The organism is Curtobacterium sp. MCBD17_026 (assembly GCF_003234895.2).
Classification (GTDB): Bacteria; Actinomycetota; Actinomycetes; order Actinomycetales; family Microbacteriaceae; genus Curtobacterium; species Curtobacterium flaccumfaciens.
Map to the genome: position 1 here is coordinate 2,387,917 of NZ_CP126281.1, position 17,178 is coordinate 2,405,094.

Annotated in this window: 22 protein-coding genes and 1 pseudogene; 6 read left to right on the forward strand and 17 right to left on the reverse strand. The window is 69.1% G+C overall.

The genetic code is table 11. From position 1 onward, the window contains the following. Positions 1 to 4: 4 nt before the first annotated feature. The 6 genes from DEI85_RS11155 to DEI85_RS11180 all read right to left on the reverse strand — a co-directional run bounded on the left by DEI85_RS11155 (position 5) and on the right by DEI85_RS11180 (position 4,347). On the reverse strand, positions 5 to 709 hold the full coding sequence (locus DEI85_RS11155; RefSeq protein ID WP_111123588.1) for a DUF805 domain-containing protein: 705 nt from the start codon (positions 707 to 709) through the stop codon (positions 5 to 7). Continuing rightward, entirely contained in the window at positions 706 to 1,230 is a 525-nt protein-coding gene (locus DEI85_RS11160; protein WP_111123587.1) for a DUF805 domain-containing protein, read from the reverse strand. Before DEI85_RS11160 ends, DEI85_RS11155 begins: the two co-directional genes overlap by 4 nt. After that, on the reverse strand, positions 1,227 to 1,811 hold the full coding sequence (locus DEI85_RS11165) for a DUF805 domain-containing protein (RefSeq protein WP_111123586.1): 585 nt from the start codon (positions 1,809 to 1,811) through the stop codon (positions 1,227 to 1,229). The genes DEI85_RS11160 and DEI85_RS11165 overlap by 4 nt, the downstream gene beginning before the upstream one ends. An 82-nt stretch (positions 1,812 to 1,893) precedes the next feature. Continuing rightward, positions 1,894 to 2,379, reverse strand: a complete 486-nt coding sequence (locus DEI85_RS11170; protein ID WP_111123585.1) for a DUF805 domain-containing protein — start codon at positions 2,377 to 2,379, stop codon at positions 1,894 to 1,896. 119 nt (positions 2,380 to 2,498) lie between these two features. Continuing rightward, entirely contained in the window at positions 2,499 to 3,431 is a 933-nt protein-coding gene (locus tag DEI85_RS11175) for an NADP-dependent oxidoreductase (RefSeq protein ID WP_111123584.1), read from the reverse strand. A gap of 454 nt (positions 3,432 to 3,885) precedes the next feature. Further along, entirely contained in the window at positions 3,886 to 4,347 is a 462-nt protein-coding gene (locus DEI85_RS11180) for a hypothetical protein (RefSeq protein WP_111192685.1), read from the reverse strand. 160 nt (positions 4,348 to 4,507) lie between these two features. Here DEI85_RS11180 and DEI85_RS17610 point away from each other — a divergent pair. Next, positions 4,508 to 4,693, forward strand: a pseudogene (locus tag DEI85_RS17610) (hypothetical protein); the annotation flags it as partial. Between the two features lie 299 nt (positions 4,694 to 4,992). On the opposite strand, the gene DEI85_RS11190 reads toward DEI85_RS17610, so the two are convergent. The 3 genes from DEI85_RS11190 to DEI85_RS11200 form a co-directional block, all read right to left on the reverse strand. Continuing rightward, positions 4,993 to 5,676, reverse strand: a complete 684-nt coding sequence (locus tag DEI85_RS11190) for a hypothetical protein (protein ID WP_146238566.1) — start codon at positions 5,674 to 5,676, stop codon at positions 4,993 to 4,995. Between the two features lie 527 nt (positions 5,677 to 6,203). After that, positions 6,204 to 6,473 (reverse strand): hypothetical protein, encoded by a 270-nt coding sequence (locus DEI85_RS11195; RefSeq protein ID WP_110861326.1) that lies wholly within the window; start codon positions 6,471 to 6,473, stop codon positions 6,204 to 6,206. A gap of 111 nt (positions 6,474 to 6,584) precedes the next feature. Then, complete coding sequence (locus DEI85_RS11200; protein WP_110861328.1) at positions 6,585 to 6,860, reverse strand: hypothetical protein; 276 nt, start codon at positions 6,858 to 6,860, stop codon at positions 6,585 to 6,587. Positions 6,861 to 7,027: 167 nt separating this feature from the next. Here DEI85_RS11200 and DEI85_RS11205 point away from each other — a divergent pair, with 167 nt between their 5' ends. Further along, positions 7,028 to 7,684, forward strand: coding sequence for a TNT domain-containing protein (locus DEI85_RS11205; RefSeq protein ID WP_110861330.1), 657 nt, complete (start codon positions 7,028 to 7,030; stop codon positions 7,682 to 7,684). 345 nt (positions 7,685 to 8,029) lie between these two features. Here DEI85_RS11205 and DEI85_RS11210 read toward each other — a convergent pair whose 3' ends face one another. Genes DEI85_RS11210 through DEI85_RS11245 form a run of 8 tightly spaced genes read right to left on the reverse strand, consistent with a single transcriptional unit; the run spans position 8,030 to position 13,235 of the window. Then, positions 8,030 to 8,560, reverse strand: coding sequence for a hypothetical protein (locus DEI85_RS11210; RefSeq protein WP_110861332.1), 531 nt, complete (start codon positions 8,558 to 8,560; stop codon positions 8,030 to 8,032). Then, complete coding sequence (locus DEI85_RS11215) at positions 8,557 to 9,123, reverse strand: TNT domain-containing protein (RefSeq protein ID WP_181420100.1); 567 nt, start codon at positions 9,121 to 9,123, stop codon at positions 8,557 to 8,559. The genes DEI85_RS11210 and DEI85_RS11215 overlap by 4 nt, the downstream gene beginning before the upstream one ends. 22 nt (positions 9,124 to 9,145) lie before the next feature. Beyond that, positions 9,146 to 9,328: a hypothetical protein gene (locus DEI85_RS11220; protein ID WP_181420101.1), complete on the reverse strand. Its 183-nt coding sequence runs from the start codon at positions 9,326 to 9,328 to the stop codon at positions 9,146 to 9,148. 60 nt (positions 9,329 to 9,388) lie between these two features. Then, on the reverse strand, positions 9,389 to 9,928 hold the full coding sequence (locus DEI85_RS11225) for an Imm61 family immunity protein (protein ID WP_110861336.1): 540 nt from the start codon (positions 9,926 to 9,928) through the stop codon (positions 9,389 to 9,391). Then, the gene (locus DEI85_RS11230; RefSeq protein ID WP_111090359.1) at positions 9,925 to 12,171 is read right to left on the reverse strand and encodes a TNT domain-containing protein; all 2,247 of its coding nucleotides are present in this window, start codon (positions 12,169 to 12,171) and stop codon (positions 9,925 to 9,927) included. Before DEI85_RS11230 ends, DEI85_RS11225 begins: the two co-directional genes overlap by 4 nt. Then, positions 12,168 to 12,551, reverse strand: a complete 384-nt coding sequence (locus DEI85_RS11235; RefSeq protein WP_110861340.1) for a DUF6507 family protein — start codon at positions 12,549 to 12,551, stop codon at positions 12,168 to 12,170. The genes DEI85_RS11230 and DEI85_RS11235 overlap by 4 nt, the downstream gene beginning before the upstream one ends. Before the next feature lies 1 nt (position 12,552). Further along, entirely contained in the window at positions 12,553 to 12,870 is a 318-nt protein-coding gene (locus tag DEI85_RS11240; protein WP_027466434.1) for a pore-forming ESAT-6 family protein, read from the reverse strand. Between the two features lie 29 nt (positions 12,871 to 12,899). Then, the gene (locus tag DEI85_RS11245) at positions 12,900 to 13,235 is read right to left on the reverse strand and encodes a WXG100 family type VII secretion target (protein WP_110861342.1); all 336 of its coding nucleotides are present in this window, start codon (positions 13,233 to 13,235) and stop codon (positions 12,900 to 12,902) included. A gap of 128 nt (positions 13,236 to 13,363) precedes the next feature. Between DEI85_RS11245 and DEI85_RS11250 the strand changes: the two genes are divergently transcribed. Genes DEI85_RS11250 through DEI85_RS11265 form a run of 4 tightly spaced genes read left to right on the forward strand, consistent with a single transcriptional unit; the run spans position 13,364 to position 17,178 of the window. Continuing rightward, positions 13,364 to 14,446: an FHA domain-containing protein gene (locus DEI85_RS11250; protein WP_284183422.1), complete on the forward strand. Its 1,083-nt coding sequence runs from the start codon at positions 13,364 to 13,366 to the stop codon at positions 14,444 to 14,446. Further along, a complete protein-coding gene (locus DEI85_RS11255) occupies positions 14,443 to 15,552 on the forward strand; it encodes a DUF6177 family protein (RefSeq protein ID WP_110861347.1) in 1,110 nt (369 codons plus the stop codon). Before DEI85_RS11250 ends, DEI85_RS11255 begins: the two co-directional genes overlap by 4 nt. After that, positions 15,536 to 15,814 (forward strand): hypothetical protein, encoded by a 279-nt coding sequence (locus DEI85_RS11260; protein ID WP_110861350.1) that lies wholly within the window; start codon positions 15,536 to 15,538, stop codon positions 15,812 to 15,814. The genes DEI85_RS11255 and DEI85_RS11260 overlap by 17 nt, the downstream gene beginning before the upstream one ends. Further along, the gene (locus tag DEI85_RS11265) at positions 15,811 to 17,178 is read left to right on the forward strand and encodes an EsaB/YukD family protein (RefSeq protein ID WP_181436372.1); all 1,368 of its coding nucleotides are present in this window, start codon (positions 15,811 to 15,813) and stop codon (positions 17,176 to 17,178) included. The genes DEI85_RS11260 and DEI85_RS11265 overlap by 4 nt, the downstream gene beginning before the upstream one ends.

The following is a 17,178-nucleotide window of genomic DNA, read 5'->3' on the forward strand; positions in this document are numbered from 1 at the left end:
GGAACTACCGCAGGTCGGGGCGGTCGTACTGCGCGCCGGCCGGGCTCGACGGCAGGCAGCCGAACACGATCGCGGCGGCGCTGACGAAGAGCGCGATGAGCCAGAACGGGCCTGCCAGGTTCGCATCGTGCACGCGACGCCAGCCCAGGGCGATGCCCGGCACGATCGTGGCGAGCCACCAGAGGAAGTAGAGCCCGAGCAGCACGAAGGCGAACGGAGACGGCGCGCTGCTCCCCGTGGGGTTGCCGTACTCGTCGACGGCGCCACTCGCCCCGACCGTCGCGAAGAGGACGGCGTAGAACCCGCCGAACAGCACGATGGTCACGATGGCGTTGGCGAGCACCGCGTACCAGAACTCACCCCGGCTGGCGCGGCCGTCGAACCGGGCGTACTTCTTGAAGAACCGGGTGAACGCGTCGAGGAACCCGATGCCGTACCACGGTGCCCAGAGCGGCGGGACCCCGTCGGGACCGAGCGGGATCGGCTGCGCGAACTGCGGGTACGGGTCGGCGTACGGCTGCGCGTACGGCTGCTGGTACGGCTGCTGCCCGTACCCAGGCTGCTGCCCGTACCCAGGCTGCTGCCCGTACTGGGGCTGCTGCCCGTACTGAGGCTGCTCGCCGTAGCCGGGCTGCTGCCCGTAGCCGGGCTGCCCCTGCGACTGGTCGCCGTCCGGCTGGCCCCACTGGGGCGTCCCGCCGTTGCTCATCGGTTCGTCCCGGGCCGGTCGTACCGTGCGCCCTGCGGGTTCGACGGCAGTAGCCCGAAGACGATGCCGGCGACGCCGATGAACAGCGCGATGATCCAGAGCGCCCCGGAGAGGTTCGCATCGTGCAGGCGTCGCCAGCCGAGGGCGAGCGACGGCACCAGGGTCGCGAGGCCCCAGAGTGCCAGCAGGACGAGCACGACCCAGAAGACCGGCGGGACCGGGTCGACCACGGTGATCTCGTTGCCGTAGTAGTCGACGGTCCGGCTGTTGAGCGTGGTGAGGCGGATGACGGTGCCGATGGCCACGAGTGCCCCGGTGACGATCGTGTTCGCCAGGAACCACCACCAGAACTCACTCCGGCTCGCACGACCGCTGAACGTGGCGTACTTCGCGAAGAAGCGCGCAACTGCCTTCGGGAACGAGATCCCGTACCACGGGGCCCATCGCGGCGGCGTCCCCGCGGCGTCGGTCTGCTGACCGGGCTGCTGCGGGGGCGCCCACTGCTGCGTGCTCTCGGTCATCGGGCGCCCTGCGGACGGTCGAAGCGCGCACCCCGCGGGTTCGAGGGCAGCAGGCCGAAGACGATGCCGACGATGCCGACGAAGATCGCGATGATCCACAGCGCGCCCGTCAGGTTCGCGTCGTGCAGGCGGCGCCAGCCGAGGGCGAGCGTCGGGACGATGATCGCGAGGCCCCAGAGCAGGAACAGGATGCCCGAGATGACGAACAACGCCGACGGCTCGGTGACGGTCGACTGGACGCTGGTGGACGTCGAGGACGACATCGACACGGTCGAGCGCTCGGAGGTCGCGAAGCCGATGCCGTACAGGATGCTGAGGACGATGGTGACGATCCCGTTCGCCAGGTACCACCACCAGAACTCGCTCCGGCTGGCACGACCGCTGAACGTCGCGTACTTCTTGAAGAAGCGGCCGACGGCCTTGCCGAAGGAGATCCCGTACCACGGTGCCCAGAGCGGCGGTTCGCCGTTCGGTCCGGTCGGCGGCTGCTGGCCGTACTGCGGTGCTCCGGCGTACTGCGGTGTGCCGCCGAACTGGGCGTTCGGCTGGCCGTTCGGATCCTGCGGGTACTGGTCGCTCACGTGGTCCCCCTCGAGTGTTGGCTGATGTTCACGGTCGAGTCAACCAGAACTCCTGAGGGGCCGTCAGAACCGGTACGACGCGTCAGCCCTGCAGCGGGCGGTCGTACTGCTGCCCCTGCGGGTTCGACGACATCAGGCCGACGATCAAGGAGAACAGGATGCCGATCGGCGGGATCACGAACAACAGCGCGAGCAGGCCGCTGAGGTTCACGTCGTGCAGGCGCCGCACGGTCAATGCGATGAAGCCGAGCGCGCAGGCCAGGCCCCAGAGGCTGCCGAGACCGTCCGAACCGTCGTCGATGAACGGCAGCACGTTGAACCCGTTGCCGATGATGCCCGCGGCCGCCGAACCGATGAGGTACCAGAGTGCCCAGAACCAGTACTCCGACTGGCTGGCCCGGCCGTCGAACCGCACGAACTTCTTCCAGAAGCGCAGGAACGCCTGGGGGAAGGGGATGCCGTACCAGGGCGCCCAGAGCGGCGGAGCGGACCTGCCACCACTCGGCCGTCCCGGACCGGGCTGCGCCGACTGGTTGTACGGGTCCCGGGGCGGGTACTGGTCACTCATCGGTGGTTTCCTTCCGGGGGGCTTTCGGTCCACACAGAGTGTGGCATTCCCCCGAGCCGGCGAGCGTCATCCGTGCGAACGACTCCTGTCCCGACCGTGCACCTGACCCGACCGTGCGGTCAGGGCAGGAGCGCGAGCTTGCCCCCGGGGTGCCCTGACTCCAGCAGTTCCGCCGCCGCCTTCGCCTCGGACAGCGGGAACGTCCGTCCCACCGGGACCTCGAGCTGCCCCGCACCGGCGAGGTCGATGAGGCGCTGCCGCACCGAGTCACGGAACGCCTTGCTGGCCGGCTGCGCGCCGCCCACCGCGGCGATGCCGTCCCCTGCAGCCCGCGCCTGCGCGGCGATCGTCACGATCCGTGACCGGTCCGCGACCAACGCGAGCGAGACGTCGACGGCCTCGTCGGTGCCGACGCAGTCCAGTGCCACGTCGATCCCGGAGGGTGCGAGGTCACGGACACGGGCCTCCAGGCCATCGCCGTACTGGACCCACTCGCCACCGAAGCGTCGCACGACGTCCGCACCACGTTCCGACGCGGTGCCGATGACGCGGGTGCCGCGCAGCCGCAGCTGCTGGAGCAGGCTGACGCCGACCGCGCCCGAGGCGCCGTGCACCAGGACGGTGTCGCGCCCCTCGGCACGGGTGACGCGGAGCATGTCGGCGGCGGTCGAGCCGGCGAGGAGCAGGTTGGCGGCCTCCGGGAAGCCGAGCGACGCGGGCTTCGCGAAGACGTCGGCCGCGGGCACCGTGACCGACTCCGCCCAGCCGCCGCTGATGCGGAACGCCAGGACCTCGTCGCCGACCGCTCCCCCGCCGGACGCGATCTGCGTGTCGGGGCCGACGGCGGACAGGACGCCGGCGACCTCGTACCCGACGGCGATGGGCAGGTCCGCGGGATCGCCCTGGCGGGTGTGCTTGGTGTCCGCCGGGTTCATGCCGGCGGCGCGGACGGCGATGGTGACCTCGCCGGAGGCGGGCGCCGGCACCTCGGTGTCGACGTACTCGAGGACTTCGCTGCCGCCGAACCGTGGTGCCACCCAGTGCTTCGTCATGCGTGCGACGGTACGCCGATGGCCTGCTGGCGGGACGAGCCACGATCGACTGACCGGCCTCGTGCTGCCCTTCCGGCACGACGCCGGATGGTCACGAGTGCTCGCGCCGGTCAGGGCGTGGTCGCTTCCGTAGCTCCTGGTACCAGGCGGAGCCTTCGACACGGCGGACGAGATCTTCGACGGCCGCCTCGCGGTCGCCGCTCTCGCGAGTCGATTCATCCGTGCCGCGATCGCTGGTCGTGGACACTCGCCATCCGTACCGTTCAGCTCCGCACGCGACTGACTCATGGAATGACCACCGCCTTCGGACAAGCGTCGGACGCCAACCGAGGTCGAATCTCCGTGCCGGGCCAGGCGCAGTGGTGCGAGTCACGCTCGCCGGCATCGCCGTCTTCGGACAGCCAGGCTCGGCGCACACCCGGGGCCGCGGAAGGACGAATCGAGTGATTCGGGACTAGATGCTTCCCACTTGTGTACCCGGAGAAGACCCACTCACGATCTCGATCACCTCGGCGAGCGAACGCTCCCGGACCCAAGCAAGCCGGTAGACCAGTGACCACTCGATGTCGGAGAGCGTTCGCACGATGTGTTCCTCACCGTCGATGTGCCACCGAAGCTCTCTGTCTGAATTGTCCTCAATCAGGTCGACTCCTGCAGGCGTCATCGCCTTCCCGTCGAACCACGGCGCATCATTTCGGGCTTCACCTTCTCGCACCAAGACGTAGCGCTCGGCGTCGGCCAAACAGCTGAACCACGCGAGAGGCCAGCTGCTCCCCTTGTCACGAATCTCGAACTTGTACCCAGAGCCGTCGGAAGCAATCCGGAAAGCGGTCTCCGGTGTGCCGTACTCGAAAACGATCCGCTCATCGCGCTTGATGCCGGGTATCGAAGAGAGGTCCGGCGGTTCATTGCCCACGAACGCTCCGAGCAGATCGGCGTCAAGTCGCCGAAGGCCAGTCCGATCAATCAAGCGTGAAAGCCCTTCTCGTCATCGACGGCAGCATTCCTTCGTCAGGTCTGCTCCGCAGCATCGTCATCGCATCGACCGGAGTTCCGCGTGAGGTCACGACCTGTACGTGCGGACCGCCGCCCGGCTGACCGAATGCCGCGTCGATACGACTCACCTTGAGCTCCCGCCCGCGATCCCGGTCGACCGCGTCGGTGGGCCGGATGGTTGGCTCCTCAACCCGTTCGGCGCGTCGTTCGAGTCGAGGCCACTCCCGCCCAACGCCTTGTCGCTCCCGTCGAGCGTGCACCCTCACGTCACCGACGGCATCGTGCTCGTGCATGCGCAGATCACACTTCCGTGGTTTGGCAGCCCGGCGGAGCGATCCGGTTCTCCATCGCCGAGGACACCGTGACGATCCGGGACCTGCTCGTCTGCGGTCAGCTCCGGAGGATGCCCGGCAGCGACTGATCAGACGGTGGCATCGGCGAACGCTGCACGGCCATCCCACAAGTGCTCGGGCTTGCCTCCGAAGCACTTCTGCCGACCGTCCGATTCGGCACGAAAGAACACTCGATCCGCACGGACCCACTTCGGATAGCTCATCGTCCTCAGTCATCTCACGGAGACAGCTCGGTGAATCTCGGTGACGTCGTTCGCCTGCAGGGAGGCCCACACTTCATCCACAGCGGAAGCGGAATCCAGCGTTTCGTCAGCAATGAGATAACGGCCGCCGTTGCCCGGCTGGACACGAACACGAGAGGTCGACGTCTGCACGATTCCAAGACGATCAGAAACCCACGTGCGCTGCCCGATTACCGGCGCGAACTTGCCTCGTCCTTCGGCTGCCACGGCAGCGTCATCGTCATAGACCGCTGCCGAATCCGGATCCCAAGCTGACACGAGGCCCCGCAGTACGCCCTCGACGAGGTCGGAGTCGATCGAGAGACGCTCTCCGTCGCGCAGTGGACCCGCGATAGTGATCTGCACCGTGTTGGAAGGCATGCGCTTCACTGCCCTCGCGGATCCGACCCGGAATCTCAGCGCAAGATGACCAGCGCTGCCCTCGCGGTACACGTTCAGGATGTACCCGCGTGCCGGGAATGCGACCCCCTCGGCGTCACGGTAGACGTGTGCGGAGAGCACCAAGGCGAGAGTTGCAGGATCCGGTAGGATACTGCGGTCATCGTCGGTGAGCGTCCACCCGTCGCCAGGGCCAAGGAATTCGTCGTACGCGGCGAGCTGGTCTGCGATTCGTCCAGCCAAGTGTCCGGGCAGCTCTTCTCGTGCGTCCCACACGGCACGAGCGTTCACCTGCGCAGTCCGGAGCCAAGAAGGAAAAGGCATCCGACAAATACTCCGTTCTCATCGGCGTCAAGATGACCGTCAGATCATCGCCGTCGTTCCCCACGCCTCGAAGAAGCCGTCGAACGGCGTCCGCTGCGTACGGATCCCACACATGCCATTCTAATCGAGCCCCTTCAGGCAAGGCGGCGATCTGGTCCTCGGCCTGCTCGATCATCTTGGGAATCCGCTTGCTCCAGTACGGACCAGACGGGTCCGCGAACGCAATTCCTCGGTCCAATGCCTTCGCATCGAAGAACACCTGCTGTAGGGGGTGTCCGCGTTCAGTCATGCCGTCGAAGTCGACGGTAGCGCCGTCTTCCGTACCGCGTGCCCGTCAGCGGTCCGGCACCACGGTCCACCGCTCCTCGATCACCGAAAAGTCCGACACCGCGAATCGCTCCACAATCTCGCGCCCTCGAGGAGCCCAGGTCGTGGAAGGTTCCGGAACGCGCCCAATCACCACAGAGACCCGAACTGAGTTAGTGCCCGAGGAACTTCTTGCGGAGCTCCTTGTGCCGGACGAATCCTTGCACACGGTTCACAAAATCGTCGACGGCTGCGGAGCGGTCCGAATAGTCGTTGACGGACTCCTCCGTGCTTCGTTCGTTCGTCGTTGAGACCCGCCATCCGTCTGCAGTCTTGTAGATGCAAGAGGTGTCCACGTCGTTGGAGGGCCGCCGCATCCAGCAGAAGGGAACACCTGCGGCTTCGGCAAGGGCGAGTTCGCGCGTGGCGTCGATGTCATCCATGAGTTCGTCCTGTTCTCAGTGCCGAAGGAGTTCGCGGAGCACGCCGAGCGCCTGGAGGATCCCGAGCGGCAGCGGCATCTCATCGGTTCAGCGCCAATCCCAGGAGAACTTTCACTCGAGCGCGTCGAGCGCGTCGAGCGCCGAGGGATCCAGGTCTGAGTGAAGTCGCGAGAAGTTCCCCTTGACCAGATCCATCCCGCAGATCAAGTCGTTGTCGACGGAGGCCCAGTCGATCTGTGACAGCGTCTCATAGTCGCGCATGACCTCCTCGAGATCACGGTGAACCGTGTCGGGAAGCGACTCCGCTTCGATCCAGGACTCACCGGGTGTCGCACTGCGCCCCTTCCCGATCAGTTGCACTACTGCTTGGCTGAGAGCGACATCCACGACCAAGTGCGGTCCTTCCGTTCAGGCCAGGTCGCCCGGGCGGGGCTGAATGCCGGATCCACCTTCACGCTCTTTGTGATCGCCGGGTTGTTCTTCAGAGGCGGGATCCGCTCCCAATCGTTCCTCCACCGCCGCCCGTACCCAATATCCGTTGTTACGCTCGTGGCATGACGTTCGAACAGCTTCGCGCTGACCTCGATGGCCGGGGCTTCGGCCTGGAGCTGGTAATCCTCCCTGGCGATCCGCCAGCCGGGCCCCCTCCCGAGGGTGCACTCCGGGTGGTGCAGGTCGGGCAGGCCTTCGAAGTGCAGTGCATCGACTACGGGCAGCCTCGGGTCGTCGTCAAGGCCCCTGACGAGGACGCGATCGGGCGAGCACTTCTGGGGTTCCTCGACCGGCCGATCCCGCCGGTGCTGACGATGGCCCCGTCGGAGGTCTCCGCGATCGAGGACAGACTCGCTCCGTACTATCCGCAGCTCCGCGAGCAGATCACGGCGAGTGGTGGTGCGAGCTTGATCCAACTCCCGCCTGGGATCCTCGTGGACCGCATCGGCGCGTTCGACGGCTGGCTCTTGACCCAGCTCAACGCTTCGTTCGAGTCTCGCTCCCTGCCGCCGACGGCGCTTCGGGAGCCTTCCGGAGTGCACCAGTTCGTGACCGAGGCGACCGTGCTCGTGCGAGCATCGATCGTGCCTGCCTGGTTCGGACAGCCCGGCGGTGCCATCCGCTACACGATCGCCGACGAGTCTGTGACCATCCGCGACCTCCTCGTCGAAGGTTCTCTTCGACGGATCTCCGTGCCTGTCAAAGCGCAGACTCCTTAGCCAAGCCGAAGCGATCGAGCGCGACTCGGGGATCGGTTTCCGGTCTACCGGACTCGATGACGGAAGCCCTTCTGGTCATCGACCGCAGAATTCCTTCCTTAGGTCTGCCCCGCAGCATCGTCATCGCATCGACCGGATTTCCACCTGAGGTCACGGCCTGCACCTGCAGACCGCCACCCGGCTAACCGAATGCCGTGCTCGTGCATGCGCAGACCACACTTCCGTGATTCGGGCAGCCCGGCAGAGCTCCGGAAGATCACCGGCAGCGACTGCTCCGACAGTGGGATCGGCGAACCCTGCGCGGCCATCAGCCGCAAGCGTTCGGGTTGCCTCCGAAGCCACTTCTCACTCGGGGAGGGCCGCCCCCGAGAATGCTCGCCGAGAGTCGACCTCGAGCGCACCCCGTTCGATGTCAGCTACGGGTACCCGCGCGACCGTTGCGAACTGCACCGCCGGGGCGATGAACCGCCCGCCTCCGAACCACGCTCGGTGAGGAGATCCGCGGACCGTCCATTCCAGAAGGTTCCTCTCGTTCTCCACACTCAGCGACATCCCATCGGGGAGTTCCTCGGGACGGTCGAGGAGCCAGTGCCCCAGCTCAAGGCCGGCCCGATAGCGAAGGGCACCAGACGCTGAAGCGGCAATCCGCCGCGCAGCGTCCTCGCCTGCTTCGAACGCCACCCCGGTCCAGTCACCGGATCCCCTGTCGCCTTTCCACGCGTGAACTGCTCCGCCTCGAACGACGTAGCGCTCCAGCGTCTCCCGATCACCGAACTCGACGAGCCCCGGCTCCGTCACGACCAGATCGTGTCCAGCGCGGCGCAGGAGGTCTTCGAGGAGTTCGAGGTGCGGGATAGCGATGCGTTCGTCCCTCACGACGGGATGCCGAGCTCGCGGAGGTCCGCAGACGAGCGGAAACTCACGGGAGGACCGGGGTCGATGAACCTGACTTGGCCCCCTTCCTGATGCCCGAATGCTGGAGCGATCTCGCTCACCTCGATCTTCAGCCCCTGCCCCTCGAAAGCAGCGGCGTCAAAGTCGTACGTCCGGTAGGCCTCGCTGAGGTTGGACGGTGGAAGGGCGCGCTGTTCGAACGAGGTCCCCGCGAACGAGAAGAAGTTGCCGGACTCCTTGCCCAGCCGGTCGAGTTTTGAGCCGTATCGCTTGACGAACCCGTGCGGATTTAACCAGTTGATGAGGTGCCCGGCGACGGCGTCAGCGTTGCCGGGGTCCTCGGGCAGGTACGACTGCCGTTCCTCGTTCCAGTCGATGTAACGGTCTTCCCAGCTGTCCCGCGTGAGGTAATTGCCGTCGGCGTCCTTACCGTATTCGTCGTATCTCCGTGCCGATCGAAGCGCAGACTGGGTAGCGACAATCGGTTCGGGCACCCGTGCGCTGAGACCGGTGACAGCAGAGTGGCCCCGAGCTGGATCAGTCACCTGACGAACGCCTTTATTGTGATCATGGGGCCAGCCCGGCTCGCGGGTCTCCTTCGAGGAACTGCGCAGCGTCGACCGCCGCACCGTCGGGAGCGATGATCTGCACCTGAAGACCGCCGCTGGGCTTGGCAAATGCGGGGTCGATCCGACTGACCTCGATCGAGTACCCGTTACCCCTGAGCGCGACGGTGTCGATGTGGAACACGGAGTCGAGTACCGCACAATGCGCTGCAGGTCAGCAGTCCGGCAGGGAGCCAAGGACTGCCTACCGTGCGGCCGAAGACGCAGCTGCGGCGAACGCTGCGCGGGAATCAGCCGCAAGCGCGCACGATTCGATCAGCGCGATGGGCACGCGCGCCACGGTGGAGAATTGCAGCGCCGATCCCTTCGGGAGCGCGCCGCCGAACCGGGCTCGGTGTTCCGTTCCCGAAGCGACCCACCGGAGGACGATACCGTCGCCGTCAGGGTGCAACGCAAACCCTTCAGGGAGCTCCTCTTCGCGGTCGAGGAGCCAATGTGCGATCGGCAAACCACGGGCCTCGCGCAGGTATCCGCTGGCGTCCGCGACGATCCACCGTTCCGCATCAGCCGCCGACTCGAACTCTGTGCCTGTCAGCGCGCCCGTCCCTCGGTCTCCGCGCCACTCGACCACCGAGGTGTCCGACACCGCGAACCGCCGCATCGTCTCGAAATCGCCGTACTGGACCCTGTGCGGCTCGACGACGACGCGGTCGTTCCCGGCCCGCCGGAGGGCACTCTCGAGGAGTTCCAGGTGACGAAACACCCCCGGAGGGTCCTTGATCATGACAGGACCCCGAACCTCTTGAGGTCAGTTACGGAAACGAACTGGGGAGGATCTCCGGGCCGGAAGAAACGCACCTGCAGTCCCCCGCCAGGATGGCCGAAGGCCGGAGCGATCTCGCTCACCTCGATCTTCAGCCCCTGCCCCTCGAAAGCAGCGGCGTCGAAGTCGTACTTCCGATAGGCATCGCTGAGGTTGGACGGTGGAAGGGCGCGCTGTTCGAATGAGGTCCCCGGGAAGGAGAAGAAATTGCCGGACTCCTTCCCGAGCCGGTCGAGTTGCGGGCCGTACTGCTCGACGAACCTGTGCGGATCCACCCAGTCGATGCGGTGCCCGGCGACGGCGCCGGCGTTGCCGGGGTACTCGGGCAGGTACGACTGCCAGTCCTCGTTCCAGTCGATGTACCGGTCTTCCCAGCCGTCCCGCGTGAGGTAGTTGCCGTCGGCGTCCTTGCCGTACAGGCCGTTCGGATTGCCCCAGTCGTCGACGAGAGCGCGCACTTCGTCGCTCATCCCCGCGCCCTTGTACGTCGGGTCGTCAGGAGCTCGGTAGTTCTCACCGAGCTCGTCGAAGTGGAGGTGCGGCTGGCCGTAGCCGGGCCGCTCGGCATCGCCCCGGGCCGACTCGTCACGCTCCCAGCCGGGACCACTGGGATCGTCGGAGAACACCGGGTCCGTCGAACGGTCGTAGTGGTGCGGGGGCGGAGTCCCGGACCCGTCGTGCCCGTCGCCGTCCGGCCGACCACCACCGGCGCCGTGATCGGCATCCGTGCCGTGGCCCGACCCACCGTGCCCGGCCGAATCGCCCCCGTGCCCTGCCCCGCCGTGCGACCCCGACGTTGAACCGCCGTCGCCTGTCGTCGTCTCACCGTGCTCCCCGCGCCCACCGGCCCCCACGAGCGCCGGCTCCCGCTCCGGCGCGTGCACCGTCGCGTCGCCGCCGTCGGCCCGCGCATTCGCGTCGCTCCCCGCCCGCACGTCCGTGTCCGCCTCGGTCCGAGCAGGCGGCACCTCGACGTCGGTGTCGCCGTGCCGTCCGTGCAGGTAGTCACCGAGCCCGGTCTTGAAGTCGGCGAGGCGCCCGGTCGACCCGACGGCGTCGTCACCGACACCCTTGGTCATGATCGTCTTGAGCTCATCGAGCCTCGGCAGCACCTTGGTCAGGCCCTTCGAGACCCACGCGCCGGCGTCGACGAGGTCGAGGTACTTGCCGGCCTTGCCGACGGCCCCCGCGACTTCGCCGACCTTGCCGACGGCGCCGAGCTTGCCCGCCTGCCCGACGATCGGGACTGCGATCGAGCCGATCCCCCACAGCGCCTGCCCGGCGGCACGACCGGGGTCCCTGCCCCATTCGTCCCAACCGACGGTGGCCTTGATCACCTGGGTCCACGCCTCACGCTGGAGGTCGGGGTCCTTCTGCATGGTCTGCGTGTTGACGCCGGTGAGGGCGAGGACTCCGCTCCACGACGTCGCCGCGGTCTCCAGGTGGAAACCCGTGCCGTCCAGACCGACGAGGGTGCCGAGCCCCTTCACGGTGCCCCAGATGCCGTCGACGACGACGGCCTTGAGCATGTTCGGCAGGAAATCGACGGTCTTCTCGGAGCACGATTCCTTGCGCTCCGACGCGGTCCCCCACGGCAGCTTCGTGCCGGCGGGCAGTTCGTCGTACCCGTATGCCAGAGCGTCGTCCGAGCCACTGCCGCTCATGGCGTGCAGCGGTTGCAGGCCGGACAGCCCGCGGATGGTGTTCGCGCAGGTGCGCTCGGCAGCCTGGTAGGCCACCACCTGGGCGGCGACGCCGTTGATGATCGCGTTGTTCTCGTCGGTCAGGGTCTCGTCCTGGTCCCAGGACTCGACAGTGGCGTTGTTGCCGTACTCGGTCGTCGCGGTCTTCGGGGTGAACGCATCGACGTCGCGGTGCAGCTGCTCGGCCCGCGTGACGTACGCCTTGAGCGCGGCGACGATCGGCGTGACCTCGGTGACGAACGTGTCGAGCGCCTTCGCAGCGGTGTCCAGGTCGTCGCCGAACGTCGTGCCCTGGGGCCCGATGGGCGTCATGACCGCGAAGAGTTCCTGGTCGCTCGGGCCCTCGTAGGAACCGGAGATGCCGCTCCAGGCGGTGACGATGTCGGCCGTGCCGTCGCGGACGGCGGACGCGACGGTTCGCAGCGAAGCGGCGCCGCTCGTGATCGCCTCGAGCTGGACGTCCGTGTACGGGATGGCTCCCGTCTTGACGACGCCGGTCACCGGTCGAACATCCCGTCGAACGCGCGGAAGTCGCCGTTGGTGGACGCCGTGACGGCGTTCGCCTGTGCCGTGGCAGCACCCATCTCGTCGTCGCCGTGGACGATGGCACGTGTCGCGCCGGCAGCGCCGTACAGCGACGCCTGGATCCGGTTCTGGATCCCCGTCAGTGTGGCCTGCCGGTGTTCGAAGAACCCGGCGAGCGCCTCACCGATCACCTGGGACTGTGCTGCCGTCGCTGCGTCCTGCACGACTGCTCCGACGCCCTGGATCGATCCGTCCGCGGATCCGCCCAGAGCGTTGTTCATCGTCGTGGTCTTGGTCGACACGTCCGTCAGCACAGCTTCGACCCCGGCGGGGTCGACCCGCCATCCGTCGACCACGTCAGCCGATGTTGCCGACGGCCGACTTCGCCTTGCTGATGGCCGACTGCGCCGACTCGTCGTTCGACTGCAGCGATGCACGCAGCGTGGCGATGATCTGCTTGACCTCGCCGGCGACGGTGTTCCACCGCTGTTCCTTGGCGTGGTACTCGTCCGAGACGCCGTCGGCCTGGTAGTCGGCCATGGCTGCCTTCACGTCCGAGTCACGCTGCGCGATGAGCGACTCGAGCTGCGCCGCCACGGCGTTGAAGTTGTCCTGTGCGTTCTGCGAGGCCGCGACGTCGTAGTCGCGACGATCTGCCTGGTTGCCACCGCTCATGGTGTTCTCTCCCTCTCCCCGAAGATCCGTCAGGCGCGGCCGCTGAAGCGGGCCGCGTCGAAGTTCGAGCTGCCCTCGAGCGAGCTCGTGGACTGCGCCATGTCCTGGTCGCCTTCCTGGAACGAACGGTCCATGCCCGAGATGCCCTGCAGCACGCTCGCGAGCGCACCGTTCAGCTCGTTGGCGATGGTGTCGGTCTCGGCCTTGAAACGGTCGAAGGCCGCTCGACCGGCACCGTTGAACCGACCCTGCAGCGGCTCGGCCGAGTCGGCCAGCTTGCGGACGAGCGTCCCCAGGTCACCGGAAGCACCGGACGTCTGCTTGGTCAGGTTGGTCAGGACCTGAGCCCCCATCGCGAACTTCATCGCGCATCCTCTCCGTCGTTCCCCCACCCCGAACGGGTGACAGCGAATACCCGCAGCGTAGACCACGTCCGCCGCGCGCGTCACCCCCGGGTTCTGACATGATCGTTCCTGCCGAGGGGAGGTGGGGCATGTCGTCGATCGTGGTCGAGTCCGTGGTGCCCGTGCTGACCTGTGGTCGCTGCGGGCTCGCGACGAGCCAGGGCCAGCGCTTCTGCACCGACTGCGGCGCCCTCCTCGGGCGCACGGTCGGCTCCGCCGAGTACGACGCCCTGCAGGGCGTCGCCACAGGCTCGGCCGGTGCTGTCCTCCTCGCCCGGCTGGTGGACGTCGTCGTCTGCCTGCTCGGTGGTGCCGCCGGCGCCGCCCTCCTCTTCCTCGCCCACACCGCGGTCCCCTCCTCCGCCCCCGTGGGCACCGCCGTCGCCGGCGCGGTCGCCGGGCTCGTCGTGACGACCGCGATCGTGGTGATGCGTGCCTCCAGGACGGGCCGCGGGCCGGGCGGGCTGCTCCTCGGTACGCGCGTCGTCGACGTCGACGACGCGCTGCCCGCCGGGCCCGTCCGACAGCTCGCCCGACTCGGTGGCCGTCGGCACGGGCGTGCGCCCGGAGCCGGCCCGTGGGCCGCGGCGACGGGCACGCTGACCGCGTCGCTGCACCGTGGACGAGAGCCGCTCGACCCAGCGGTGCCCGCGCTCGGCACGGCCTTCGGTGCCGCCGCGTCGGCGGGTGTCCGTCCGGGGTCGACGCCGCTGCCCGGAGGCGCGGTGCAGGCTGGTCTCGACGCCACCCGTCGTGCGGGGTTCGGTCCCACCCCCGCGGCCGGGTTCGCGGCGGTGCCCGCGCCGACCGCACCGGTGGCCGATGACTCGGTACCGCCCGACGCGGTCGTCCTGCGGTTCGACTCCGGCGCCGTGCACTGGTTCGGCGGAACCTGCGTGATCGGCCGGAACCCCGAGGCGGAGCCCGGCATCGCGACGGTCGCGGTGCCGGACCTGTCGCGCACGCTCTCGAAGACGCACGTCGCCCTCGTGCAGGCCGGCGGAGTCGTCGTGCTCCGCGACCTCGGTTCGACCAACGGCACCTCGGTGGTCCGTCCGGACGCCTCGTTCGAGGACCTCGTCCCCGGAGTGGACCTGCCCGTGCCCGCCGGCTCGACGGTCCGGATCGGGGACCACGCGTTCGTGGTCGACCGCGTCGGAGCCGCGACGTGAACCCGCTCCGACGCGACACCGCCGGGGACGACCGCCCGGTCGCGAAGCACCCGCTCATCGACTCGGCGGGCGACGGCAGCATCCGCTACGAGACCCGCGCGGGGATCGTGCGGCTCGGACGTGCCCAGGCCGACCTGCTCGCCACCGCGGCAGGCGAGGGCGCCCGCCCGATCCTGGTGACCGACGGCCTGTCCGTCGTGACCGAGGCCTTCCGCCAGGCGTTGCTCGACTGCGGCGGGGCGTGGGTCGTCCGCGGTGACGACGGCCTGCGGAACGGACTCGACGGCGGACGACTCGACGACTTCACGGACGCGCTCCGGACCGGCCCGCCGACCTCGGTGCAGGACGTCGCCGTCGGGTACCTGCGCCCCTGGACGCCGACGGCGGAGCAGCTCGTCGTCTCGGTGTCCGTCCGGCACCGGGCCGCGGACGAGACCATCCTCGGGGGCACCACCGAGCTGCTCGCGACGGAGCTCGCCGGGGCGGCACCGACCGGCTGGGCGACGCACGAGCCCGCGGGTCGCGCGTGGGACCGGCGCACGCTCACCGAGGCCGCTCGCTCGCGGATGCCCGACCCCACGCGGTTCCTCGCCGTCGGTTCGCCCGACGCGCCCCTCGCGGTGACGATCGTCGCGCAGCGCACCGAGCACGGCGTCGAGGAGCTCACCACCGGGCTGCTCGCGGTCGGTGCACCCGGGGACACCGTCTCCGAGATGCGGGTCGCCGCCGTCCCGCAGGTGCTCGGGCGGCTCGCCACGACGCAGCTGCCGCTCTTCGCCCTGGTGCTCCGGCGCCCGGGCCGCGCGGACCTCGCGCAGGCGCCGCGCCTGTCTCCGCCCCCGCTGCCGGTCGCGATGCTCCTCGGTGCGCCGGCGGTCCGGCAGCTCGACCTCGACGTCGAGGCGATGCGCGACCGCTTCGGCGCCGTCATCGCCGGGCGCCCTCGGATCCCGGCGCTCGTGCTGCCCTTCGGGCGGCAGCAGGACCGCAACCCGGTCGACGAGCTGGCCGACGTCATCGACCACATCGGGCCCGACCGCGTCGCCGACGCCGTCGGGATGGACGACCGGACGAGGGAGCAGGTGCAGCGTGCCGCGGAACAGTGACTCGATCCTGCTGGAGAGCGTCTCGACGCACCGCCGACGACTCCGGCAGGCGTTCGTGCTCGGGCGCCTCGCCGACCGCCGGTTGGTGAACGACAACGTCAAGCGGTTCATCGGCAGCGTGGTGCTCGCCGCGGTCGTGGGGGTCGGGTGCCTCGGGTACTCCTTCGTCACGAACGCGCTGGCGCAGCAGGCCGCCCAGCAACAAGCGCAGCAGACACCGCGACCGGTGCCGACCACGCAACCCCAGCAGGAGACCAGTTGAGCGACTTCACCCGCGTGACCGTCGTCGGTGTCGGCCGCCGTGCCGACGTCGTCGTCGCCTCCGACGAGCCGTTCGCCGGACTGCTGCCGCGCCTGGTCGACATCCTCGACGAACCGATCGCGGACAGCGCGCAACCCGTCGCCCTCGTGCGCGTCACCGGTGAAGAGGTGTCCCTGGCCGCGGACGCCGCGACGCAGGAGATCGCCGACGGCGAGGTCCTGCACCTGGTCCGTCGCGCCGATGCACCGCCCCCGCCCGAGGTCTCCGACGTCACCGACGCCGTCGCGGACTCGCTCGGCCGTCGTCGCGACGGCTGGGGCACCGCCGCACGCCAGTCCGTCGCCGCCGCAGCCCTCGGGGCCACCGCCTCGGTCGCGGGCACCCTCGTGGTCGCCGCGTTCACCGTCGCCTCGGTCCGAGCCGCGTTCGACGGCGGGACCGTCTCCCCCGCACTGTTGCCGTCCGTGCTCGTCGGCAGCGGTGTGGTCCTGGCGATCGCGGCGCTCGTCGCTGGTCGTGCAGGGGCCCGCTGGACCGGCATCGCCCTCACCGCCGCGGCCACCGGGCTCGCGCTGCCGATCGGGTTGGCCGTCGGACCGGTCGTGGGACGGGACGGCGACCAACCCGCGATGGTCGCTGCCCTGGTGCTCGTCTGGGCGTGGATCGCGCTCGGCCTCGGACTCGGCGTCGGGCAGCGCACGCGGACGATCGGCGTCGCGGCCGTCGTCGGCGTCGTGCTCCCGCTGCTCGGCATGGTCACCTGGCTCACTCCGGCCCCGCAGGCCGCCGGCTGGGGCGTGGTCGGGATCGCAGCCATCGCCGTCTGCGGGCTCCTGCCCTCGGTCGCGATGTCCTCCGCCGGACTGACCGGCCTCGACGACCGGGTGAGCGGCGGCGAGCCCGTCGCCCGCGCCCGCGTCGTCACGGCGCTCGAGGACGCGTACCGGGCACTGGACTGGACGACCGCCGCGGTGGCCGCCCCCATCGCCCTCGCCGGCGCCGCACTCGTCTCCGACCGCGACCCCTGGGCCGTCGGGCTCGGCGCCGCGGTGGTCGTCGTCGCCGCACTCCGCACGCGCGCCTTCCCGCTGACGCTGCAGGGCGTGCTGCTCTGGAGCGCCGTCGTGGTCGCCGCGGTGCTCGGGCTCCTCGGTCACGCCACCACCGCGCCGTTGCAGGTGCTCGGCTCGCTCGCCGGCCTCGGGGTGCTCGGAGCCCTGCTCGCCGGGGTCCGGCCGGCCGCACACCAGCGAGCCCGCCTGCGGTCGCTCGGCAACGTCCTCGAGACGATCTCGGTCGTCGTGGCACTGCCGCTGCTGCTCGGCACCTTCGGCCTCTTCGCCGCGCTCCTGGAGACGTTCTGA